The sequence below is a fragment of the Pseudotamlana agarivorans genome, from assembly GCF_001642835.1.
In the GTDB taxonomy this organism is placed as follows: domain Bacteria; phylum Bacteroidota; class Bacteroidia; order Flavobacteriales; family Flavobacteriaceae; genus Pseudotamlana; species Pseudotamlana agarivorans.
Window position 1 is genome coordinate 139,564 of the sequence record NZ_LXEI01000006.1, and the last position, 26,014, is coordinate 165,577.

The 26,014-nt window shown below is 35.7% G+C and carries 15 protein-coding genes; 8 read left to right on the forward strand and 7 right to left on the reverse strand.

Annotated features, from left to right (window positions below):
- Positions 1-95 precede the first annotated feature (95 nt).
- Positions 96-5,552: a T9SS sorting signal type C domain-containing protein gene (locus A6I66_RS08655; RefSeq protein WP_067147837.1), complete on the forward strand. Its 5,457-nt coding sequence runs from the start codon at positions 96-98 to the stop codon at positions 5,550-5,552.
- Between the two features lie 209 nt (positions 5,553-5,761).
- Here the strand turns inward: A6I66_RS08655 and A6I66_RS08660 are convergent, their stop codons facing one another.
- From A6I66_RS08660 to A6I66_RS08685, 6 genes are all read right to left on the reverse strand, one after another.
- On the reverse strand, positions 5,762-6,004 hold the full coding sequence (locus A6I66_RS08660; protein WP_067147840.1) for a putative signal transducing protein: 243 nt from the start codon (positions 6,002-6,004) through the stop codon (positions 5,762-5,764).
- 166 nt (positions 6,005-6,170) lie between these two features.
- Entirely contained in the window at positions 6,171-8,600 is a 2,430-nt protein-coding gene (gene pheT, locus A6I66_RS08665) for a phenylalanine--tRNA ligase subunit beta (protein ID WP_067147843.1), read from the reverse strand.
- Between the two features lie 358 nt (positions 8,601-8,958).
- Complete coding sequence (locus tag A6I66_RS08670; protein WP_067147846.1) at positions 8,959-10,050, reverse strand: acyltransferase family protein; 1,092 nt, start codon at positions 10,048-10,050, stop codon at positions 8,959-8,961.
- Between the two features lie 9 nt (positions 10,051-10,059).
- Entirely contained in the window at positions 10,060-11,391 is a 1,332-nt protein-coding gene (locus A6I66_RS08675) for a sugar MFS transporter (protein WP_067147849.1), read from the reverse strand.
- A gap of 27 nt (positions 11,392-11,418) precedes the next feature.
- Entirely contained in the window at positions 11,419-12,141 is a 723-nt protein-coding gene (locus A6I66_RS08680) for a LytR/AlgR family response regulator transcription factor (protein ID WP_067147851.1), read from the reverse strand.
- Complete coding sequence (locus A6I66_RS08685; RefSeq protein ID WP_084399581.1) at positions 12,141-13,121, reverse strand: sensor histidine kinase; 981 nt, start codon at positions 13,119-13,121, stop codon at positions 12,141-12,143. The genes A6I66_RS08680 and A6I66_RS08685 overlap by 1 nt, the downstream gene beginning before the upstream one ends.
- A 293-nt stretch (positions 13,122-13,414) precedes the next feature.
- Here A6I66_RS08685 and A6I66_RS08690 point away from each other — a divergent pair, with 293 nt between their 5' ends.
- The 7 genes from A6I66_RS08690 (at position 13,415) to A6I66_RS08720 (ending at position 23,892) form a co-directional block, all read left to right on the forward strand.
- Positions 13,415-16,528, forward strand: coding sequence for a SusC/RagA family TonB-linked outer membrane protein (locus A6I66_RS08690; protein ID WP_067147858.1), 3,114 nt, complete (start codon positions 13,415-13,417; stop codon positions 16,526-16,528).
- A 5-nt stretch (positions 16,529-16,533) separates the two neighbouring features.
- Positions 16,534-18,138: a SusD/RagB family nutrient-binding outer membrane lipoprotein gene (locus tag A6I66_RS08695; RefSeq protein ID WP_067147861.1), complete on the forward strand. Its 1,605-nt coding sequence runs from the start codon at positions 16,534-16,536 to the stop codon at positions 18,136-18,138.
- Between the two features lie 154 nt (positions 18,139-18,292).
- Positions 18,293-20,170, forward strand: a complete 1,878-nt coding sequence (gene nagB / locus A6I66_RS08700; protein WP_067148107.1) for a glucosamine-6-phosphate deaminase — start codon at positions 18,293-18,295, stop codon at positions 20,168-20,170.
- Between the two features lie 4 nt (positions 20,171-20,174).
- Positions 20,175-20,606: a hypothetical protein gene (locus A6I66_RS08705; RefSeq protein ID WP_067148104.1), complete on the forward strand. Its 432-nt coding sequence runs from the start codon at positions 20,175-20,177 to the stop codon at positions 20,604-20,606.
- A gap of 44 nt (positions 20,607-20,650) precedes the next feature.
- Positions 20,651-22,693 carry a beta-N-acetylhexosaminidase gene (locus A6I66_RS08710; RefSeq protein ID WP_084399584.1) on the forward strand — a complete coding sequence of 681 codons (2,043 nt, stop codon included), beginning with the start codon at positions 20,651-20,653 and terminating at the stop codon, positions 22,691-22,693.
- A 3-nt stretch (positions 22,694-22,696) separates the two neighbouring features.
- Entirely contained in the window at positions 22,697-23,554 is an 858-nt protein-coding gene (locus A6I66_RS08715) for an N-acetylglucosamine kinase (RefSeq protein ID WP_067147864.1), read from the forward strand.
- Positions 23,545-23,892: a hypothetical protein gene (locus tag A6I66_RS08720; RefSeq protein ID WP_067147867.1), complete on the forward strand. Its 348-nt coding sequence runs from the start codon at positions 23,545-23,547 to the stop codon at positions 23,890-23,892. The genes A6I66_RS08715 and A6I66_RS08720 overlap by 10 nt, the downstream gene beginning before the upstream one ends.
- 131 nt (positions 23,893-24,023) lie before the next feature.
- Here A6I66_RS08720 and arsA read toward each other — a convergent pair whose 3' ends face one another.
- Entirely contained in the window at positions 24,024-25,694 is a 1,671-nt protein-coding gene (arsA, locus tag A6I66_RS08725; RefSeq protein ID WP_084399586.1) for an arsenical pump-driving ATPase, read from the reverse strand.
- Positions 25,695-26,014: the final 320 nt, after the last annotated feature.

Sequence of the window (26,014 nt, forward strand, 5' to 3'; positions counted from 1 at the left end):
TGGCGTATTAGGATATTTTTTTTGGCAAGTTAGTCCAGAAAAGGACACCTAGCATTTTGTTGCATATTACTTAATTAATCAAAATAATACTTTTTATGATGACACACAGTACTAAAAAATCGGCTTTACAATGGCAGTTGTTAATCATTTTGGTTTTTAGTCAAATCACTTTTGGCCAAATTGATTCAAATAAATACGACATAAAAACAACCCATGGCACATATAAAGTAAATGCATTTAAAACTTCCGATTTTAAGCCATTAAAAGGAGCAGAGTTTAATAATAAACATTTTCGTTTAGTTCAGTTTTATCAAATACCAACTAACGAACAGCGACAATCTTGGGAAAAGCAAGGCATGCTGTTAATTGATTATTTATCAGCAAACACCTATTATGCAAGCATCAAAAAAGGTTTTCCAATAAGTGAACTCAAAGATGTTGTGCGTTCTATAATGCCGGTGGATACACAATATAAAAAAGAAGGTGCCCTTTATTATAAGGACGCTTCAAAAACCGCAAAAAATTCTAATACGAAAGAGGAATATGTCATTAGTTATTATAAAGGTTTAAATTATAATGATGTGCGTTCCGATTTACAATCTAGGGATGTTCAAATTGTAGCACATAGAGCTTATTCTTATCAAATTGATGTAATATTTGTCGAGTCAGAATTAGAAACCATTACAAGTTTACCATATGTTCAGTTTATTGGCGTAAAACAAAGGGATTTTGTTAATGAATCTTTAGATTATAGAAACACATCTTCACGTGTTAATTATTTAAATACCGATTATAATGGATTAAATTATAATGGAGCAGGAGTGGTTATAGGCCACGGTGAAGGGGAAGTTGTTGGTGATCATATAGATTTTAAAGGAAGAGTTACCGAGATAGGAACTTCAGATGGAAGTGGGGCTAATGATCATAAAATAAACGGTTTACAAAATATGGGTGGTGCGGGTAATCTCGATCCTTCCAACCGAAATAATGCATGGGGAGCTACTTTACTGAGTTTAGAGGGCTGGCCCGATCATAGTAGCCTTTATAGTTCACATAATTTACGATATACCAATCATTCTATAGGAGTGGCTGGACCTCAAGGTGGATATGATTCTCGTGCTAGAGAGCACGATCTTAGAATTGCTAGTTTGCCCAATCACATAGTGTCTTATTCCTCTGGGAATTCAGGAGGTTCTACTGGAATTTCGCCTTATGCTTTTCCTAAATGGGCCAATATCACAGGTTCCTTTAAAGAAAGTAAAAACCAGATTACGGTTGGCGCTATTTCTGCAGAAGATGTTATTGAAAGTTTTAGTAGTCGTGGACCAATGTATGACGGTCGTATTATACCGCAATTAGTTGATGAAGGTGCTGATGGAACATCCTTCTCATCACCTAAAGTTATTGGTCAATTTGCTGTTTTAGCGCAAGCTTTTAAAGATAAAAATGGTGGTGCCGAACCAGAGTCATCTTTGTTAAGAGCTGTTGTGATGAATACTGCTGATGACTTAGGTAATCCTGGTCCCGATTATATTTATGGTTATGGGCGTCCAAACTTACGCAGAGCCTATAGTATATTAGATAAGAATCAATACATGACCAGTACGGTAGCGCATGGTGTTACAAATAATCATACCATAACAATTCCCGAAAATGTAAAACAAGTACGTGTAATGATTGTTTGGCCAGATGTAGCAGCATCGGTTAATGCCGATGCAGCACTTGTAAATAACCTAAATTTATCTTTAACAGCGCCTTCATCTACAACCTACAACCCTTGGGTTTTAGATAGTAGTCCTTCCGTTGCTAGTATTAGCGCTCCAGCCACTCGTGGGATTGATAATTTAAATACCATTGAACAGGTCACACTAGACAACCCTGTATCAGGATCTTGGACCGTTAATGTAAATGGTAATGATGTGCCTTTAGGACCTCAAAAATATTTTGTGGTTTATGAATATTTGTATGAGGAGCTTCAAATAGCTTTTCCTCTGGAGAATCAGAAATTCATTTCAGGAGAGACTTACTATATAAGATGGGATAGTTATGGAAGTTCAGATACGTTTAATCTTTCGTACGAGCTTAATAATAGTGGCACATGGATTGAAATAGTAAGCGCTTATGATGCCTCTAAAAGGGTATACAAATGGTTGGCTCCAGATGTTTCAAGTGGTATTAATACCATTAAATTTAAAGTGGAACGCGATGCGTTATCATCTATTAGTGGTGTTAATCAAATTGGTGAAACACCCGAAAATTTTAGAATAACCAAGGTTTGCGATGATGTGGTTTCTTTAAAATGGTCTGGAGTGCCAGGAGCAACAGCCTATAAAATCTATAGGTTAGGAGCAGAATTTATGGAAGAAGTTACTGCTAATATTAGCTTTTCAGGAAGTAGTGCTGTGCTAACCGGACAAAATGTAAGTGATAATGAGTATTATGCTGTTAGTGCGGTAACAGGGACTGCTGAGGGACAACGAACATTAGCGATACAAAAAGCAGCTGGGTATATGAGTTGTAATACGCTAACTTGGACTGGAGCAACGTCTTCAGACTGGTTTGATCAAACGAATTGGTCTTCTGGAACCATTCCAACTAGCGTGGATGATGTTGTCATTCCTTCATCAGCACCTAACGAACCTGAAATTGCTACCGAGGGCGCTATTTGTGGCGCTATAACAATTGATTCTGGTGCTAGTTTAACCATGGATGCAACAACTGGTTATACATTATCGGTATCAAAAGATTGGACGAATAACGGAACATTTACTAGCGGTATAGGTACCGTAGATTTTGTAAATACCACATCTTATCAAGAAATCACGGGAGCCTCAACAACAAATTTTTATATTTTAAAAGTCACCAAAGGAAATCCAAACGTTATACTAGAAGTGAATTCCCTAATCACACTTGATGCGCCTTCAAATCCGTTGGTGTTATCTTCTGGAACTTTTAAGCTTTCTAGTGCCTCTACCATAACACCTTTTACAACGGCTGTGGCATTAACTTCAAGCAGAGGCTTTTGGAATAATGGAGGTACGGTGAGTACTGGAAATTTTACTTGGACACTTAATTCCGGATTATTGAAAATATCTGGAGGAACTACCAATATAGGTACGGGAAGTAATAATAGGATTAATTATCTTAATAATGGGGAACTAATTATTGAAGGCGGAATTCTAAATGTAGCCGGTAGGATAAGTCCAAATAGCAATAATTCTAGCGTTAAATATACGCAAACAGGGGGTGTTGTAACGGTGAATAGTGTAGGGAATACAAGTACTTCAAGAGCACCTTTTGAAATGGGTGTTAATGCTTCGTTTACTTTTAACGGAGGTACAATTATTATTACAAAACCATCTCCAAATTATGCCGATTATGTTAATGTGTCTAATTCCAGTTCTGTTAGTGGTGGTGTTCTCCAACTAGGAAACCATACAACTGACACGGGGAAAACGTTTAGGATAGATAGTAATGCTCCAATTTATAATTTATATGTGAATGATTATAATGAACCTATAGTACAACTGGTTAACAATGATTTAATTGTGAGTAATGACTTAACCATTTCAGGAGGGAGTTTAGATGCTAATGGGAAAACTATTACTATTGAAGGAGATTGGACTAATAATGGTGTATTTTTGCCTAATACTGGTACTGTTTCGTTTAAAGGAACTTCTAATCAGTTAATAACAGGAAGTACAACCTTTTACAATTTAGAGCTCGATAATAGTTTAGGATTAACGTTGGCAAATGCCATAGATATTACTAATGACTGCTTAATTACTGTAGGTAAAATGGACTTGGGTTCAGGACTTACACATGCATCTAATACACTAACACTAGCCGATTCTGGAGTTGTTTCAGGTTCATGGGGAAGCAGCTCGTCATCAGCAACTCATACCAACGATACTTATTTTTCTGGAACAGGGATTATAAATGTGAATTCTTGTGGGACCTTCGCCGCTTGGGTAGGAAATGTCGATACGTCTTGGACCAATAGTGATAACTGGTCGGTTTGCGGTGTTCCTACATTCAATTCTAATGTTGAAATAAACCCAGGAACATTTCAACCAGAAATTACTTCAGATGTTATTATTAACAGTTTGAAAATTAATTCTGGAGCGTCGGTAACTACAAATTCAGGATTTAATTTAACCGTACAAGATGCTATTGTAAATAATGGGGAATTAACTTTAAAAACCCATGCTAATTTAATTCAGAACGGTACATCAAACACAAATAGTGGCTCAGGTGTTACAAAAGTGGAAAGTGAAAGTGTACCATTATTTCAACAAGATTATTTCTTATGGTCTTCTCCCGTTTCGGGAACATTTAGCTTAGGTGATTTTTCACCGTTAACAGCATCAAATCGATTTCAAGAATTTAATACAGCGACCAATTTATATGCTGAAGTGCCTAATACATGGACTTTCAACACTGCAAAAAGTTATTTAATTGGTATGCCAAATAATTGGGAAAGTTACCCAGGAACAGCAGCATCTTGGACAGGAACTTTTAACGGCACACCAAATAACGGTGATATTATGTTTGCCATGTCTACCAATGGTAATGGGTATAATGCTGTTGGTAACCCTTATCCGTCTGCCATAAATATCGATAGTTTTATTTCCGATAATATTAATAACATTTCTGGGGCGTTGTATTTCTGGAACAAAACTAGTGAAACTGCAAATGCAGTTTCGTACGCTACCTGTACTACCGCAGGTTGTACTTTCCCAGATAGTCATCTAAATGCTAATGAAAATATAATTTCTGTGGGTCAAGGATTTTTAGTTAAATCTACATCTTCAATATTAAATTTCACCAACGCAATGCGTACTACAGAAAACACCACTCAATCCAATCCAACTGGTGTTGAAAAAAACAGAATTTGGTTAAACCTCTCAAGTGGGGCATCATCAATAAATCAAATGCTAATTGCTTATATGACGGGAGCTACACAAGGATTTGATCCTGCAATTGATGGGGCATATTTTAATGACAGTAGTACAGCCCTAAACTCTTTAATTGCAGATGAAGAGTTTGCTATTCAGGGTAGAAGTTTGCCTTTTGATGGCGCTGATATTGTTCCATTAGCATTTAAAACCGATGTAAGCGGTATGTATACCATAAGCATAGACCAAGTAGATGGTTTGTTTTCGGGTACTCAAAATATTTATCTGTTTGATAGCGAAACGGGTACTGAAACAAATTTAAAAACCTCTGCTTATACTTTTAATGCTGAAGTAGGAGCCGATCATTCAAGATTTTCGTTGAGGTTCCAAAATACATTAAGTGTGAATGATCCCAAGTTGAATGATAACAATATAAGCGTTTATAAAAGCCATGAAATTATATATGTAAATTCATCGCTAACACCAATTAAGGGGATTAAAGTATTCGATTTGTTAGGCAGACTAGTTGTTGAGCAAAAAAATATAAATTCAAATACGAGTACTATCAATTTGAATAACAGAACTAATCAAGTGTTTGTTGCAAAGATAACTACCTCGGATAATAACGTGGTGAGCAAAAAGATAGGAAATTAGTATTGGGTTTGTAGAAATATCGCAATACGGGCTATGTTTTGTGTGGGTTTGGAAAACTCAACCTGATAAATTCGTGGTACATAATCATTATTCACAGTTTTATTTTGACCTTTAAAATAGAAAACCCCATCAGATTTAAAATACTGATGGGGTTTTATCTTTTTATTCGTTAAACTTTTTCGTTAGCAAAAAAAAAAGGTTTAATCTTGTTATTCTTCCTCCAAACTAGCTGTAATATCAGTTACGATTTCGAGGGTTTTTGTAAGTTCATCGTTATTAACGAAAATTTCTTGAAAACCAGGAAAATTACCACCGCCAAAACCAGCAAGTCTAGCCGATTCTGTTTGGTCTTTTACAATCGGACTGATACCTTCATTTTCCAACTCGGAAACGATACGTTGCACAATAATGATATCGCCAGTATAAACTTTTGTGAAATTTGAATCAGACATAATGTTTAAATTTTAGTGATCTATTAAAGATACGGAATTTTGATGATTTTAGGGAGTTATAATATTACAAAGCTATAAGGTTATAAAGTTTCCATAGAGATATTAGTCATATAGCTATATATCTTTATCACATTCTAACCTCATCACCATATAACATTTTTTAAATCTACCTCAATTCAGCACCCAATTGACTTTCAAAAGTAGACTGAAGCTTCTTCATGATTTTATCAATTTGCTTATCGTTAAGCGTTTTGTTTTCATCTAAAAGGGTGAAACTAACGGCGTAACTCTTTTTGCCAGCTGGTAAGTTTTTACCTTGATACACATCAAACAAATTAACGTCTTTAAGCAATTGTTTTTCACTTTGTTTTGCAAGCTTATAGATAGCTTCAAAAGTGACATTATCATCCAATAATAAAGCGAAATCACGTCTTACAGGTTGGAATTTAGGAATGGCTTTAAACTTAATGTTGTTGTGTTTAACCAAGTCTAAAATATTGTCCCAGTTAAAGTCGGCGTAAAGCACTTCTTGATTAATATCGAAGTGTTTCAGAATTTGTTTTTTAACGATTCCGAAGTCTATCAATTTGTTTTTCCCTAAGCTTATGGTTAAACCTTCAGAAAATAAATCATTTGAAATTGGCGTTTCTTGGATTCTTGAAATCCCTAAACGTTCTAAAGCGCTTAAAACGAGTCCTTTCATTAAAAAGAAGTCACTCTTTTTGTTTTGATCGTGCCATTTTTCAGCAGATTGATTTCCTGTAATGAAAAGTGATAAATGCTTAAATTCTTCACGTTTATCATCGCCGTAACCATGGTACGTTTTTCCGAATTCAAAAAGTTTTAAATCGGCGCGTTTTCTGTTGATATTAAAAGAAATAGCTTCTAATCCAGAAAATAATAGGGATTGTCTTAAAACTGATAAATCACCACTTAAAGGGTTTAACATAGTAATGTTATGTTCATCCTTTAACTGCTCGCTAAACTTCACGTAATTAGGTGTAGTTAAGGAGTTTGAAAGTATTTCATAAAATCCTTGAGAGGCTAACTGACTCCCAATAATATTTTGCATTTTGTAATCTTCAAAACGAGAGGTAGTGGCAATAGAAGCGTTTAACTTTGTAGTTGTTTTTACGTTGTTATAACCGTAAACTCTAAGGATTTCCTCAATGATATCAGCTTCGCGTTGCACATCATTTCTGTAAGCAGGAACGGTTAAACCTAAGCCAGTTTCGGTAACGTTGTTTACTTTTATCTCTAAAGATGAAAGAATACGTTTAATGACTTCCTTCGGAATTTCTTCACCAATTAATTTTTTAGCGTTTTCAAAACTTAAACGCACTTCAAAATCGTTGATTTTATTCGGATATAAATCCACAATATCGCTAGTAATTTCACCTCCAGCAATTTCTTGGATTAACAATGCCGCTCTTTTAAGGGCATATTCTGTAATGTTAGGATCGATACCGCGTTCAAATCTGAAGGACGCATCAGTATTTAAAGCATGACGCTTCGCTGTTTTACGAACACTTACTGGGTTGAAGTAGGCACTTTCTAAAAAGATGCTTGTTGTGTTTTCGGTTACTCCAGAATGCGCGCCACCAAATACACCTGCGATACACATTGGTTTTTCGGCATCACAAATCATTAAATCGTCTTCATGCAATTCACGTTCAACACCATCTAGAGTAACGAATTTTGTTCCAGCTTCTAAAGTTTTAACCTCAATTTTATTACCTGCAATTTTGTTGGCATCAAAAGCGTGTAGTGGCTGACCTAAATCATGCAATACATAATTTGTAGCATCAACAATGTTATTTATAGGACTAAGTCCGATGGCTTTTAAACGGTTTTGTAACCAAGCTGGAGACTCTTTTACTTTAAGTCCAGAAATGGTTAATCCGCAATAGCGAGGCGCTAACTCTTTGTTTTTTACATCAACATCAATTTTTAGGATGCGATTGTCAACACGAAAGGCACTAACCGAAGGCGTAATTAATTCGACATTGATGTCTTTTTGAGCCAGTCCAGCTTTTAAATCTCTCGCTGTTCCGTAGTGGCTCATGGCATCAGCACGGTTAGGTGTTAATCCGATTTCAAAAACCTGATCATTTTCAACATCATAAAGTTCAGCAACAGGGGTTCCAACAGCAATCGATTCATCTAAAACCAAAATACCGTCGTGCGATTTTCCTAGTCCAAGTTCATCTTCAGCACAAATCATCCCGAAACTTGCTTCGCCTCTAATTTTTCCTTTTTTAATGGTCCAAGCTTCACCTTCTTCAGTATAAAGCGTGGTTCCAATAGTTGCTACAGGAACTTTTTGTCCAGCCGCAACATTAGGAGCGCCACAAACAATTTGTAGGGGAGAATCTTCACCAACATTTACCGAAGTCACTTTTAGCTTATCGGCGTTAGGGTGTTTTTCGCAAGTTAGTACCTCACCAACAACAACGCCTTCTAGTCCGCCTTTAACCGATTGAAAAGCCTCTAAACCTTCCACTTCAAGTCCTAAATCTGTAAGTAATTCGCTAGTTTGTTCTGGTGCCCAATCTGTTTTTATAAATTGTTTTAACCAGTTATATGAAATCTTCATAAATATCTATCCTAAATTAAAGGCTGCAAAGATAAAATATTGAAGCAAGCATTCAAACAAAGCGTTACGATTTAAAAGCATTATTTTTAAATAGTGGAAAATGTTCTCGTCTCTGCTCGAATACCGAAATAATAAATATATCAACTTTTCTCCTAAATTTAGATGGTAACGGCCTTCGAGCGGAGTCGAGAAGCATGTTTTTTAAAGTGAGGATATAAGTTCTCGACTGCGCTCGAACACCCTAATGATGAAGCGTTAATTTCAATTTCCTGTTCGAAATTCAAAAGAAAATGGTCTTCTAGCGCAGTCGAGAAGTGTCTGTAAGTCATTACTCTATGTTCTGGTTTACGTTCCCTAATTAAACCTTTATAAATATCTTTTTCTGAAACATAATATACCCTAGAAGCTCATAAAAAGCAACGACAACAAGGGCGTAAAGTAACGAAGCGAGTTTTGCACTAATAAGCTCAGGGAAAAATAAGGTTTGGTAAAGCCATGAATGGATGTTATGGTTTTGGCTCACTTCAATGCTGTACATGCATTTTGAAATGAAACTTGATAGAAAATATATGGTAATGGCATTGGTGCCAACATATTTGAAAATACTACCAAACTGATATTCTTTTATGTCTCTAAAATAGTATATGACCGCAAGAATTAGCGTGCCCCATCCGCTAGTAACCAATACAAAGCTGCTGCTCCAAATGGCTTTATTAATTGGGAATATCAAGCTAAAACCATAACCAGAAATCAGTAAGGCAAAGGCTGTTACAAACAATGGTTTTAGTGGAGAAAGACCATCTAAAACTTTGGCAACTAAAATACCAATAAGGCAGGATGCAATACTTGGAATGGTACTTAAAATACCTTCTGGGTCGTAGTCGGGTTGCCACATATGGTTTCCTAAAAGCTGTAAGTCGATGTAGTTTGCCCAGTTGTTTTCAGCGCGATCAAAAGTCGGTAAGGCGCCGTTTGGTAAAGGAACAAAACCTAGAAATAAATAATACCCTAATAATATGCTTAAGCAAATGGCTAAAATTTGTTTCCAATGGCAGTTAAGATAAATAATCGATACAATGAAAAATACGATGCCAATACGTTGAAGCACCCCTGGTATTCTAAAGGTTTCCATGTCTTCAACAAAAGGAAATAAAGGAGAGAATATATTTAAAAATAGGCCTAATCCAATAAGTTTTAAACTTCTTATACCTATTTTTTTATAGGTAGTTACTGAGTTGGCTTTGTTTTTATAGGCGTAGTAGATTGAAACACCAACGATGTATAAAAAAAATGGGAAAATGAGATCGGTAGGGGTAAGTCCGTGCCACGCTGCATGAAGCAAAGGGGCATAAACATGCCCCCAATCGCCAGGAGTATTTACCAGAATCATAGCCACAATAGTTAAACCTCTTAAAATATCAACAGAGGCTATACGTTTGCTAGTTGCCATCTTTTGATTTTAAGATTTTTTTAGACCAGATTTGTGACCTATGAAAGCGTAATATAGTATGAAAGCATAACATGGTAGTAAAATCCAATAGCCATAAGAAGCCGCTTCGGCAGTAGCCGCTACTGTATCATTTCCAAGAGATATTAAAGTTTCCTTTTTAGAGTCTACCAAAGCCCCATATAGTGGTGGAATGATCGCACCTCCCGAAATGGCCATAATTAAAAGGGCAGATGCTGTTTCTGTAAATTTCCCTAAACCATTAAGCGCTAAAGGCCAAATGGCTGGCCAAACTAAGGCATTCGCTATACCTAGTGCTGCAACAAAACGTACTGATGTGATGCCTGTGGTGAAAATGATACAAAGTGAAAACAGGAGTCCTAAAACGGCACTGGCTTTTAAGGCGGTAACTTGACTGATATATTTAGGGATTAAAAAGACACCAACAGCATACGTCCCAACCATAGCAAAAAGGGTAAACAATGTAAAGAATTTAGCTTGTTCTACAGGAATATTTAGTGAAATACCATAAGAAATGATGGTGTCGCCCGCAATCACTTCTACACCAACATAAAGAAATAAGGCTAAAACCCCTAACCATAAATGTGGAAACTGAAAAACACTCGTTTTAGCAACTTCTTCGGTATTTGAAGGTTTTATAGGTTCTGCCTCAACGTTAGGAAGCGGCGCTTTTAATATAAGTCCCCCCAACACGACTAATACAATAGCCATGACAATATAAGGTGCAACCACGCTATCGGCCATAGTGTTTAGAAGGTTGGCCTTTTCAGAATCGCTTACAACGGTAAGCTTTTCTTTAATCTCATCAATTCCAGAAAGTAAAATAGCACCAAAAATTACAGAACCAAGAGCGCCAGCTACTTTGTTGGCAATCCCCATTATAGCGATACGTTTGGCGGCACTTTCAATAGGTCCTAAAATGGTAATGTATGGGTTTGAAGCCGTTTGCAGTAAGGTCATCCCAGCTCCTTGAATAAAAATAGCACTTAAAAACATCCAATAGGTTCTTGCTTCGGCGGCTGGAATAAAAACCAAAGCACCAACAGCCATAATGATAAGGCCTAAAGACATGCCTTTTTTATAGCCAATTTTATTAATAATATAGGATGCAGGCAAGGCCATGACCACGAATGAAATATAAGATGCAGAGGCTACTAAATAAGATTGAGCGTCGGTAAGCTCATTAATGGTTTTCATAAATGGAATGAGCGCTCCATTGATCCACGTTACAAATCCGAATATAAAAAAGAGTCCTGCAATGATTAAAATAGGCACAAAAGTGTTTCTTGACGCAGGTAAAGTCGTTGTTTGGTTATTAGTCATGTTTAAATTTTAAAATTCTTATTAATGTTAGTTTTCTTTATCGTCGTTTATGTTGAAAATCCGCTCTTTAGCTTGTTTGGTATAATTGCGTCCAATAGGGATTTTGCGGTTTGAAATTTCTATCGTGTTTCCTTCCAAAGCACTTATTTTATTGATAGAAACCGTATACGATCTGTGAATACGCATGAAGTTAGAGTGAGGCAGTTCTTCAGTAATAGCCGATAATGATTTATGAACCACATAATCGCCTAGTTTGGTAATGACTTTTATATAATCTTTAAGACTTTCGATATATAAAATGTCATTTAAGTTTATTTTTAAAAGCTTTTTATTAACCTTAAGGAAGATGTGTGGCTCTTGCTGTAAACTAGCATCTATGGCCATATTATTCACGTAAACTTGTTGGTAAATTTTATTAACGGTTTTTAAAAAACGATTAAAAGGAATAGGCTTTACCAAGTAGTCTAGAATGTTGAGTTCAAAGCTTTTTATGGCATACTCGCGATACGCCGTGGTAATAACGATTAGGGGTTTAGAACTTAGGTTTTCTATAAAGCTGAAACCTGTCATTTGTGGCATATTAATGTCTAGAAAAATGACATCAATTTTTTGTTGTTCTAAAACACGATAAGCCTTTAGGGGATTATTAAAAGTTTCAACAACTTCTATATGATCAAAGTTTTTTAAATGACTTTCAATTACTGTAATAGCAAGTGGTTCGTCATCAATAATAATGCATTTAATTTTCATTAGGTAGGTATTTTTAAATACAGTTTATACATGTTATCTTCTACCGTCGAATCTAGTATATAATTATTAGAAAAAAGAAGGTTGAGTCGTCGTTTAGCATTTTGGTTACCAATGCCGCTGGTTTCGTTGTTTAGTGCATTCGGATTAAAATTATTAGTGATATTGATTTCTAAATAGCCTGAGTTTAATACTTCAAAACTCATATGAATTTTAAGTTGATCGTTTTGTTTCATCCCATGTTTAAAACAATTTTCAACAAAGGAAAGCAGTAATAAAGGTGGTACACAAATGTCTTCTATGTCGCCCGTAATATCCATTTCTGCATGTACACGATCGTTAAAACGGATACGTTCTATTTCAATGAAATTGTTTATATGATTAATCTCTTTTAATAAACTAGCTTTTGAGCTATTTACTTCATAAAGAATGTATTGCATCATGTCGGATAGCTTTAAAACTAGGTTTGGTGCATTATCCGATTTACTTAGTGTTAAGGCATACAGATTGTTTAAGGTGTTAAAAAAGAAATGTGGCTGAATTTGTGTACGTAAGTATTTCAGCTCGGTACTCATTTGTAGTTTGGCCAAATCTTCATTCAAACGCTTTTCAATAGACCAATCTATAACGATTTTAATAGCGGTTGTAAATCCTATCACATATAGTTCTCCTAAGATAACCGCAATAATATGGTTTAAAGACATAAACTCTCCTGGTGTTTCTGCTTCTGGCCAAATGTCTTTAGTGACTAATACATAGTTTAAACCGGTTCTAACTAGATACACCATAAAAAGTGATATTACTAAATATAAGATGTAAGTCCAGTACTTTTTTCGAAGAATAAATCGAGGAATTAAATAATAGATGTTGATATATACTATAATAATATGAATAGGAAACTCAACCAAATTAGATTTTAGCGAATACCAATAATCATTAAAATAACTTCCCCAACGTACAAAGTTGAAAAGGAAGTAGCTCAACCAGAATACAATATGGTATTTGATTGGAATGTTAACAGATGGTTTGTTGGCTTGCGTTGAAATAATATTATGTTTATGTCGATTTTGTTATTAAAATCTTATTAAGATTCAACAATTTTAGTGATATATTTATTAATTAGCAATAAAAAGACTGATAGTTTGAAAGCCAATATTCACTTATCGTTTACACAATGTTGTCTGTATGTTAAATGATGTCGTTTATATAAATTTTTTTAAAACAAATTTAATATTGGATAGTTTGGCTTCACTTTAAAAAACAAAACAATCAAATTATGAAACAAAACTTACAAAAACTTTTCTTGTTTTCTTTCTTAGTATTTATTGTCCAATTCTCGTTTGGACAAGAGAAAGAAATTAAGGGAACTGTAACTTCTAAAGCTGATGGGATTCCATTACCAGGAGTTAATGTAACAGTTCAAGGAACCACTAATGGTACACAGACAGATTTTGATGGACACTATTCAATTACGGCAAACGTAGGCGACGTGTTAAATTTCTCTTATTTAGGAATGACCACAATTAAAATTACAGTGGCACAGCAAGATGTTATTAATGCACAACTCGTAGAGGATGCCGAGCAACTTAACGAAGTCGTAGTAACTGCTTTAGGTATTAAAAAGGAGAAAAAAGCCCTTACGTATTCTGCGCAAGAGGTTGGAGGAGACGAATTAACCCGCGTTAAACAAACCAACCCTATTAACAGTTTATCAGGTAAGTCGGCTGGTCTAACTATTACAAGGAGTTCTTCTGGTTTAGGAGGGGCGACTAAAGTGGTATTAAGAGGTAACTCGTCGACAACAAATAATGATCCTTTATATGTTATTGACGGGATTCCTATGTTAAATAGTGGTAACGGATCTAATGGTAACGAGCCAGGAACCGATATTTTTGGTAGCCAAACGGGTAACCGTGATGGTGGTGATGCGATGTCGTTAATTAACCCAGACGATGTAGAGAGTATGACTGTTTTAAAAGGAGCATCGGCTTCGGCGCTTTACGGAAGTCAAGGTGCAAACGGGGTGATTTTAATCACCACTAAAAAAGGAAAAGACGGTGCATTGGCCGTAAATTTCAACTCTAGTTTTACGATGGATAACGTAGTTTCATTACCAAAATTACAATCTGAATACCAAAGTAAATCTGTAGGACAACCTGTTGCTCAAAACGGAAATGTTACCGATCCAATGTCGTGGGGGGCTAAAACCAGTGGTTTAAATAATGAGGCTGGAGATTTTTTTCAAATGGGATATACCTCAATTAACGCCTTGTCTTTAACTGCAGGTAATGCTAAAGCACAAACCTATTTCTCTTATGCCAATACGGTTGGCGATGGTGTTATTCCAGGGAATACCCTTGTAAAAAACAATATTACATTAAGAGAAACGGCTAAGTTTTTACAAGATAAAATTGATGTTTCTGCAAGTGTTAACTTATCAGATCAACGTATTGGAAACCGTCCAACAAATGGTTTATATGCTAACCCGTTAACGGCTGTGTATTTAAATCCAGTGGGAATTAGTAGAGATACTTATAAAAACAACTACGAGTATTTTAATGCTGAATTGAACCAAATGGACCAATACGCAACTTCTTTTGCTGAAAATATTCAACAAAATCCGTATTGGCTAATTAACCGTAGCCCGAGTAAAGATATAGCGCAACGTGTGTTAGCAAACGTATCTTTAAAATATAATATTACCGATGCATTCGCTTTACAATCTAGAGCGAGTTTTGATAAATCATTCTTTACATATGAAAAGAAGCAATACGCAGGAACTGATATTGCAAACTCAGGATCAAACGGACGTTATATTCTTGAGAAAACAGAAAACACCCAACAATATATCGATTTAATTGCTTCGTATAATACCGATTTCTCGGAAGATTTTACATTCTCAGGGCTTTTAGGAACCAGCTTAACGAAGTATAAAATTGGAGATCAAACGTTTTTAGATTCTGGTCGTGATGGAAAAGGACTTAATTATCCTAACCTTTTTGCTATTCAAAATTTTGAAAACACAAATAACATTCGCCAAAGCGTTTCAGATAGAGAAGTACAATCTGTATTCGGTTCTGCAAACTTCGGATTTAAAGACATGTTATTTTTAGATGTTACAGGTCGTACCGACTGGTCTTCAACTTTAGCAAATACCGATAGTTACTCATTCTTTTATCCTTCGGTAGGTTTAACAGCTGTTTTAACTGAAATGTTTAATATGGGAGACGGTGTTTCTTTTGCAAAAGTAAGAGGTTCTTATGCTGAAGTAGGTAAAGATATTCCTGTGGGAGCAACAACACCTTTAAACTATATTAATCAAACTAATACCAATATTTCTATAGTACCGTTTGCGCCTATTGAAGGTGAAACCTTAAAGCCAGAAAGACAAAAAGGATTTGAAATTGGTACAGAATGGCGTTTCTTCCAAAGCCGTTTAGGATTAGATTTTACGTATTATAACTCTAAAACATACGATCAAATCTTCTTTATCACTGCAGAATCTAACGCAAACGGATATTCTCAAAATATCGTAAATGCAGGCGAGATTTCTAATGCAGGTTACGAGATTGTTTTAAATGCGAAACCTGTAGTTACAGGTAAATTCTCATGGAGTACCGCATTTAACTATGCGCAAAACGATAACAAAGTAGTATCTGTTCACGAATCTTTAGACGGTGGTGAAGCTATAATTACAGCACCAGGAGTAAACGGTTACGGGTATTCTTTAATTGAAGGTGAAGATTTTGGAAGTATTAAAGCGCGTTCTTTAGTTAGAGATGAAAATGGTGTGCCTATGGTAACTACAACTGTAGAGGCAGATGGCAGCTCAACTTACGCTTTACAATCTACCGATTTTGAAACTGTAGCTCACGCACAACCAGATTTTACTTTAGGATGGAATAACGATTTCGAATTTGGAAACTTCCATTTAAACTTTCTTGTAGATGGTAAGTTTGGAGGACAGGTTATGAGTGTAACCGAGGCAATTAACGACCAATATGGTGTGTCTCAGAATTCTGCAAATGCTAGAAATTCAAATAATGGAATGGTAAATGTTGTCGACCAAAATGGAGCGAATGTACAAATTACAGCGCAAGATTACTACACTGCCATTGGGGGAAGAGCAGGTATGTTAGGTGAATATGTTTACGATGCCACAAACGTAAGTTTACGTGAATTATCAGTAGGTTACAAATTACAAATGCAAGATAGTGCCATTGAAAATGTTAACTTCTCATTAATAGCAAATAACCTTTTCTTTTTCTACAAAAAGGCGCCATTCGACCCAAATATTACATCTAGTACAGGTATGGGATTACAAGGGGTGGATATTTATAACCAGCCGTCTACAAGAAGTATCGGGTTAAACATTAACATAAATTTCTAAGAAACATGAAAAATATATTAAAATACACTTTGGCAGCTGTAGCAGCCATAAGTTTATCAAACTGTACTGGAGATTTTGAAGAAATCAATACCAATAGGTATGGGTATTCTGATGAAGAATTAACACAACAATACAATCATATAGGATCTGGGTTTTCAACAATGTTCGATAATATTATTAGAACAAATCCAGGTTGGAACTACCAATTACAACAAAACCTTAATGCCGATATCTTTTCAGGATATATGGCGTCGCCAACACCTTTCGCAGGTAATATTAACAATCAAACGTATAGTTTAGTTGATGGTTGGAACGGTTTTATTTGGAGCGATGCTTACGATGGAAATGATGGAAATGGAATTATTCCTTTTGCGAACAAAATAGACATATATGTCGCAGAATCGGATAACAAGAATACTGTAATGTTTAAATACTTATCCAATATTGTTAAAGTAATGGGTATGCACAGAGTTTCGGATATATTTGGCCCATTGCGTTACTCTAAATATGGAGATTATGAAACTACAGGACAATACGATTCTCAAGAAATTGCTTATAAAACATTTTTTAATGAGTTAGGTGAAGCTATTGATGGTTTAGAAGTTTTTTACGGAAACGAACAGTTTGTACCTTTTGATAAGTCAGAGTTTGCATCACCAGCAGGAGATAATATTCGTAACTGGCGTGGTTTTGCTAATGCATTACGTTTACGTTTAGCTATAAGAGTGTCTAAAGTAGATCCCGTTTTAGCAAAAACAGAAGGCGAGAAATCCTTAGCAAGCAATGCAGGATTTTTAGAAAACGGCGATATGCGTGTTGGTATGAATGGTTTTTCTCATCCACTAATGGAAATTAGCAACGGTTGGGGAGATATTGCTATGAGTGCAGAGATGGAATCTATCTTAAAAGGTTTTAACGACCCTAGAATCTCAACTTATTTTGCTCCTCCAGCAGACGCTTCTTTAGGAAACTATAAAGGCATTCGTCAGGGTATTAAAATTGAAGCGAAATCTGAATATGGTGCGCATTCAATGTTAGGTTCTTTTATTGCAGAGCCAACAAAAATATGGATGACTCAAGCTGAGGTTCATTTCTTAAAAGCCGAAGCCGCTTTAAGAGGATGGGCTGGAGCAGGCGATGCTAAAGCGAACTATGAGGCAGGAGTAAAAGCAGCGTTTGATCTTGCTAATGCTAAAAATGTAGATACTTACTTAGCCGATACAACGAGCACGCCAGCCGATTATGTAGACGCTAAAAACCCAGCAAATAATTATGCATATCCTAGTGATGTTAAAATTGCATATAACGCAGCAGGAACCAATGAAGAACAATTAGAGCAAATTATCACTCAAAAATGGATTGCTATGTTCCCTGACGGACAAGAGGCTTGGAGTGAATTTAGACGTACAGGGTATCCAAGAATTTTCCCTGTAGTCATAAACAATAGCGGTGGTACAATTGATACAGACATACAAATACGTCGTATTAATTTCGTGCAAACCGAAAAAGATGTAAATGGAGCAAATGTAGATATCGCTGTAGGATATTTAAAAGGTCCAGATAATGGAGGAACAAGACTTTGGTGGGATACCGGAGCACCAAATTTTTAAGTTTAGGTTGATTAAACAGTTAGTTTAGTTTGTTGATGGTAAGCAAGCGGAGAATCTCGGTTTTCCGTTTGCTTTAATAAAAGTTATTTAAAAGAAATACAAGTATATCGTGAAAATTGCAAATCAAAAAAGTATAGCCCACACTAAAGCAGGTATGTTTGAAGAAACACGCTTTGAGAAAATACACAACGTTATTTTCCAGGACTCTACCGAAGCTTCAATATTAGTAGCTCAAGAGATCGCGGCTTTAATTAAAGAGAAGGAAAAACAGAACAAGCCATGTGTGTTAGGTTTAGCGACAGGGTCTTCACCAATAAAGGTTTATGAAGAACTTGTTCGCATGCACAGAGAGGAAGGTTTAAGCTTTGCAAATGTAATCACCTTCAATCTCGATGAATATTTACCAATGGATAAAGGTAACATCCAGAGTTACTTTTATTTCATGCATGAGCATCTGTTTAATCATATTGATATTTTAGAAGAACACATAAACATTCCAGATGGCTCTGTGAGTTCGGAAGATTTATACCAGTATTGCATCGATTATGAGATGAAGATAAAAGCGGCTGGCGGATTAGATTTTCAGTTGTTAGGTATTGGTAGAACAGGCCATATTGGTTTTAATGAGCCAGGATCGCATTATAACTCTAGCACCCGTAGTATTACTTTAGATCATATCACACGTGTGGATGCTGCACCTGCTTTCCTGGGTATTGAAAATGTACCAAGAAAAGCCATAACCATGGGTATTGGTACCGTTTTAAGTGCCAAACGTATTGTTTTATTAGGCTGGGGAGGTAATAAGGCAGAAATTCTTAAAGAAACTATTGAGGGTGAAATTACACCAGAAGTGCCGGCAACTTATTTGCAAAATCATGATAATACAAGCTTTATTATTGATGAAGCGGCAGCCTCAGAATTAACCAGGGTTAAAACCCCTTGGTTAGTAACGAACTGTGTTTGGAATGACGATTTAAAACTTAAGGCCGTAGTTTGGCTTAGTGAGTTAACCGAAAAGCCTTTTTTAAAGTTAACCGATAAGGATTATAACAATAATGGTATGTCTGGTTTACTTACCGAAGAAGGTACCGCCTACGATTTAAACATAAAAATGTTTAATAAACTACAGCATACTATTACAGGTTGGCCAGGAGGAAAACCCAATGCCGACGATACCAATAGACCAGAGCGTGCTACCATTCCCAAAAAGCGTGTAATTATTTTTAGTCCGCATCCCGATGATGATGTGATATCCATGGGTGGTACTTTTGATAGGCTCGTAGAGCAGGGGCATGAGGTTCACGTCGCTTATCAAACCTCTGGTAATATTGCGGTTTCGGATGAAGAAGCTCTAAAATTTGCCGAAATTACCCAATCACTTTGTCCAGAATGTGAGGAAACTGCAGCTATTATAAGCTTTCTAAAAAATAAAACCGATCACGATATCGATTCTGTAGAAGTGCGAAAATTAAAAGGTTTAATTAGACGTAGCGAATCTTTAGGAGCTACCCGCTATTTTGGTTTAGATGATGCCAATGTACATTTTCTTGATTTACCTTTTTACGAAACAGGGACCATAAAGAAAAACAACATATCTCAGGACGATATTGATATCATGTGTGATATCATTTCGACCATAAAACCACATCAAATCTATGCAGCAGGCGATTTAGCCGATCCTCATGGTACGCATAAGGTGTGTTTAGATGCTTTGTTTGAATCACTAAAAGTATTAAAAACGGAATCTTATATGGATGATTGCTGGGTATGGTTATACCGTGGCGCATGGCATGAGTGGGAATCCTATCAAATTGAAATGGCTGTACCCATGAGTCCAGACCAAGTGTTAAGAAAACGTCATGCGATATTTTATCACCAATCACAAAAAGATGGGGTAATGTTTCAAGGTGGCGACTCTAGAGAATTTTGGGTTAGGGCTGAAGATAGAAACCGCCTAACCGCTAAAAAATATAATGATTTAGGCTTGTCGGAGTACGCGGCTATTGAAGCTTTTAAACGATATCATTTCTAGAAAAATGAAGGTATCAGTCTTAATAATTTTGGCATTCACTTTTTTCAATTGTAAAAAGAACCGGTCTGCTAACGATATTTCAGGAACATGGAAAATGGTTTATGCTGAAATTATTGAGAATGATTCAACTACGGTGAAAGATTTAAGTCACACCGAGTTTATAAAAATAATTAACGATTCGCATTTTGCTTTTTTAAATCAAGACCTCAATAATGACGAGAATTTCTATGGAGGTGGAGGCACTTATTTGTTAAATGACGAAGACTACCAGGAAGTGTTAAGCTATACATCGGCTAAACATTTTAAAGACCACAAATTTTCTTTTAAAGTTCATTTTAAAGGAGATACCCTAATTCAAACAGGGCTAGAACACATTAAAGAAGCAGGAATAAATAGGATTATTACAGAGAAGTATATCAAGGTTAAATCAAACTAAAAACTTCCTAATAATTTTTGTTTTGAGGCTTAAAGCAATCAAGAATGAAAAAATATCTACTAATTATACTAGCTATTGTATTAACCAATACTATGGGCTTTGCACAAAACCCTTTAGCTGAAAAATACAATATAATGCCTTGGCCAAAGGCGATTAAAGAGCTTCAGTCTAAGTTTTTAATAGACAGTAGTTTAACTATTTCGGTGAGTAATAACAAATCCGAGCGTGTATACTACGCTGCTACTCAGTTTTTAAGACGTTTAACGCTTAGAACAGGTACCTTCTTAGAGGAGGGCTTTCCATTAGAAAACAATAAAGGAATGATTCAAATTCACTTTGATGAAATTTCTAAACTCGATATCAAAAATAACGAATCCTACACACTTAGTGTTCAGAATTCAAACATTAAAATTTCAGCAAAAACAGATGTTGGAGCTATACGTGGACTAGCAACGTTGTTACAATTAATAGACTGTAATAGCACGGAATATTTTATTCCAGGCGTAGAAATTACAGATGCGCCTCGGTTTGTTTGGCGCGGATTAATGATTGATGTTTCACGACATTTTGAAACTGTAGATGTGTTAAAACGTCATTTAGATGCTATGGCCTCTATGAAAATGAACGTTTTCCATTGGCATTTAACCGACGATCAGGGGATTCGTATTGAATCTAAAACCTATCCGAAATTAACAACATTGGCTTCCGATGGTTTGTACTATAGTCACGAACAAATTAAAGATGTTGTTGCTTACGCAGATAAATTAGGTATTCGTGTAATTCCAGAAATTGATGTGCCTGGACATGCTACCGCTTTTTTAACAGCTTATCCGGAACTAGGGAGTAAAGATGATTACGAATATAGCATTGAACGTTTTTCAGGAGTTTTCGACCCGACGCTAAATCCAACAAAAGATATCACATATACCTTTTTAGAAAATTTATTTGCTGAAATAACACCATTATTTCCTGATGAATATTTCCATATTGGAGGCGATGAAAATGAAGGGAAACACTGGGATGAAAATAAAGACATTGCAAAGTTTAAAAAGAAACACGGCTTAAAAACCAATCACGATTTACAAACCTATTTCAATGTGAAACTTGAAAAAATATTAAAAAAACAAGGTAAAAAACTTATGGGTTGGGATGAAATTATGACTCCCGATATGCCTACCACTGCAGTGATTCACTCATGGCGTGGGGAAAATGAAGGCTTACCTAAAGGAGGTACCTTGATTGAAGCAGCCAAAAAAGGATATCAAACGGTTTTGTCTAACGGATTTTACATCGATAGAATGCAGTCTGTAGAATATCATTACAGCATTGAACCTATTGGTGATGTGGTTTTAACAGACGAAGAATGCGACCGCATTTTGGGAGGAGAAGCCACCATGTGGAGTGAGCTGGTAACACCTTTAACTATAGACTCTAGAATTTGGCCAAGAACAGCTGCTATTGCTGAGCGCTTTTGGTCTGATAAAAACATAAATAACCTTGATAATATGAGAAAACGTTTAGCAGTCGTATCCCATCAATTAGAGGAATTGGGAATAAGCCACATAAGAAACCGTTCGGTGATTTTGAGGGGCATGACCAATAATCAGGAGATTTCTTCTTTGTTAGTCTTATCTAATATTTGCGAGCCATTAGAAATTTATGCTAGAAATAAGGATGGTATTGAGTATAAAACCTTTTCACCTTTTAACTTATTTGCCGATGCCTGTCTGGCTGATGCTATGGACGCGTGGTATTTCAAAACAGCCACTGCAAACTTTATAGCTTCAGGAACGTCTGAAGAGGTGCTAAACTATTTAAAAAAGTGGTCAGAAAATCATAAAGCTTTTAGTCAGCTTCAGCAAAACCCGAAAATAAGTTCATTAGAACCTTTATCCAAAAATCTATCCTTGGTGTCTCAATTGTTGCAGGATGCTATCCGAAATAAAAAAATATCTAAAGAAAATATCCAAATCATTAAAAACACATTGATTTTACTAAGAGAACCTGTTGTAGATGTGGAGCTTGTTATAACACCGTCATTAAATGAGCTTGTAAACTATTGTGAGACAAACTTTTTAAATCTATAAGTTATGGTGTTAATTGCAGATAGCGGTTCTACAAAATGCGATTGGATTTTATGTTCCGATGATCATACAAAACCTGTTCGCATTAAAACCAAAGGGTTAAACCCGGCGATTTTGACGAAAAAACAATTCCAAAAAATCATTTCCAATAGTGCAGAGCTCGATCATATTAAGCATGTGGTAACCGATGTTAAGTTTTTTGGAGCTGGTTGTGGTACAAAAAGAAATCAGAAAAAAGTGAATGCTATTTTATCCGATTTTTTTCCTAATGCCATCGCGTATTCTAATGAAGATACCATGGCAGCCATTATGGCCACAACAAAAGAGCCGGCGGTAGTTTGTATTTTAGGAACAGGTTCGAACTGTTGTTATTTTGATGGTGAAAATATTCATATGAAAGCACCTTCTATGGGGTATTTACTTATGGATGAAGGAAGTGGAAACTATTTTGGTAAGGCATTACTTCGTGCTTACTATTACGAGACTATGCCAAGTGATTTGAGACAGGCGTTTTCGGCAGATTATAAATTGAAAGAAAAAAATGTGATAAAAGGCTTGTATAAATCGGCGCGTCCTAATAAATATTTAGCAGCTTTCGCACCTTTTTTGTTCAAACATGAAAACCATCCTTTTATTCAAAATATACTTAAAAAAGGAATGGATGCATTTGTAGAAAATCATGTGTTACGATACCGAGAAACGCTAAAACAGGCTCCCATTCACTTTGTAGGTTCTATTGCTTTCTATGGGCAGGATTACATTAAAGAGGCTCTGAAAGCAAGAGGGGTAGAAGTAGGGGTGATTGTTAAAAGTCCTATCGAAAATATTATTTTGAAATATTCTAATAAGGTGATATGTCAGTAGTTTTAGTAGAGGGAAAAGAAATGATAGCCATGCAAAGTATACCATTTGATTTTTTGAAAACCGAAAGCCTGCCAATGGTTTCTCAATATTCGAAATTATTGAATTGGCTTGATGGCGAATATGAATTGTATTTAAGAACGTATAATCCTGGTTCGGATATTGTCATTTATTTCCCCACGGGATTTTTAGAGATTAAAAGCCGTGCTAAGGTAGAAGAAACAGTCTTTTTTGAAATCCATATAAAGGCAAAAAACAAAAAGATAGCTACCAAAATTAAACAACAGTTTTTTTTGTTTTTGAAGCACTTTTCAACCTATATGGCGGTTGAAAAGTGTTAGTATTAAAGGTGTGTTTTTTGTTTTTGATTATCAGGTTTTTAAGGTTTCGTAATAATCAGTTAGAAGCGTTGGTAACAACTTTTTTTCAGCTATGTAAGGAATACCATAAGTTCTTTCAGCGTATGCATTCTTTATAGTTTGAATAACTTCAATTTCATTGTGGCTCTACTTCTTAATAAAGGGTCGGAAATACCTGAAAGCATAGAAATACTTTGATTTATAAGCCAAGCATAAGGCGTGTTTCCGGCTCTTTTTAGATCATTTTGTAATGATACCGCCTCTCGCATGGGAGTGGTTTCAGGTAAGGAAGTGAGAATTATTTTAGCCAATTTAGGATCTTGTATGGCCATATAAGGGGTTCGCATTCGTGAAGCATTTAGGTTATTTCTCATGATGTCTCGATGATAGCTGCCTGCTGTATCTAATAGTAACAGCGTATGACCAGTAGGTGCTGTATCCATAACTACAAACTTTCGTCTCGACATACTTATTGCTTTAGAAAAAGCATGGAAAACAGCAACTTCTTCGGTGCAAGGAGATTTTAAGTCTTCTAAAATTAGTTTTTTAGCTTCTTCAGACTGTCCTTCACCTTTATGAGCTAATATCTTTTCTGTATAGCGTTTGGTTTCTATTTTGGGGTCTATGCGTTCTATATTTAATGTTGGGGGGATATCACCCAGTTGTTCAATAAAATCTTGAATGTGTGCTGCCGGGTCTGTGGTTGTTAATAAAACCTCAAAACCTTTTTTAGCAAGTAAAATAGCAATGGCCGAGGCCGCTATTGTTTTTCCTACACCACCTTTACCCATGGTCATGATAAGCCCATTTTTATCATTTAAACACAGGTCGTTTACTAGTTGATCCATGCCTTTTAAAATTTGAGCAGGCGTATCTGTTTTTGAAATTGTTTTTTCTGAAATAGACTTTTGCAATTCCGTATTAAACAACGAACGTAACTTGGGGATCCCTAATACATTGTAGGGAAGCAATGGAAAAGACTTAGTGGGTAATGTATTTAAGTTATTTGGAATATTGGCAAGCTGTTCGTTTGCCATGGTTTCCATTTTTATAGCAAGAGGATCTTGTTGATCAAGGGCTTTGTATATACCATTAATAAATAACTGCTGATTGTTCATACCAAGGTCTTTTAGTTCTTGACTGGCTCTAGCAGCTTCTTTCAGTGAAACTTTTTCAGCTCTTGAAACGATATAAAATGTGGTGAGTTCTGGGTTTCTAAGGCGATCGACTACCAAATGGTACCTTTCTTTACCACTTTGAAGTGCCGATGTTGGACCCAAACATGAAGCACCTTCGGGATTTTCATCAGTAAAACTCGACCATGCTGCTGGTAACTCAAGAAGTCTTAATGTGTGGCCAGTAGGCGCCGTATCAAAAATAATAACATCAAAAGAATCGCCTTCAGATTCATTAGATACAAAACGAGAAAATTCATCAAAAGAAGCAATTTCTGTAGTACAAGCTCCAGATAAGTCTTCTCTTATTTTGTTTATTTCATAGTGTGTTGCGTTGCCTTCTAAAGGTTTAGCAACCCGGTCTCTATAAGCTTCGGCTGCAAATTCGGGATTAATATTGATGGCAAAAAGGTTGTTGATTCCGTTTATGGGCTTAATGTGTTCTTCTACGGAGCTTTCTAAAACATCTTTTAAATTGGAGGCAGGATCGGTACTTACAAGTAGTACCTTTTTGCCGGAATCGGCTAAACCAACAGCGGTGGCACAAGCTAGTGATGTTTTACCAACGCCTCCTTTTCCCGTAAAAAATAAATATGATGTTTTAGTCATGTGAAATCGATTTAGTAGAACTTATAATGTTCGATTTATAAAGCTAACTTTTTAGTGTTTTAGAAAGAAAAAGAGCTCAAAAAATTTTATAAAGTTCTGATTAGATAAAAATAATGAATTTTTATAACTCTTCATTTAATTAGGGAGTTTGCTTTAGGTTTTTGTCAAATATTCGTTGTCATATTAGTTCTAGTTGAGGTTAAATATTTTAAAGTTTTTTTATGACATTTTTGAAGAAATACTTTTAAATACACTTGGGTTTAATGACACTATTAAACTGTTAAAAAGTATAAGGCTGTCTGAACATTTATGCATTCAGA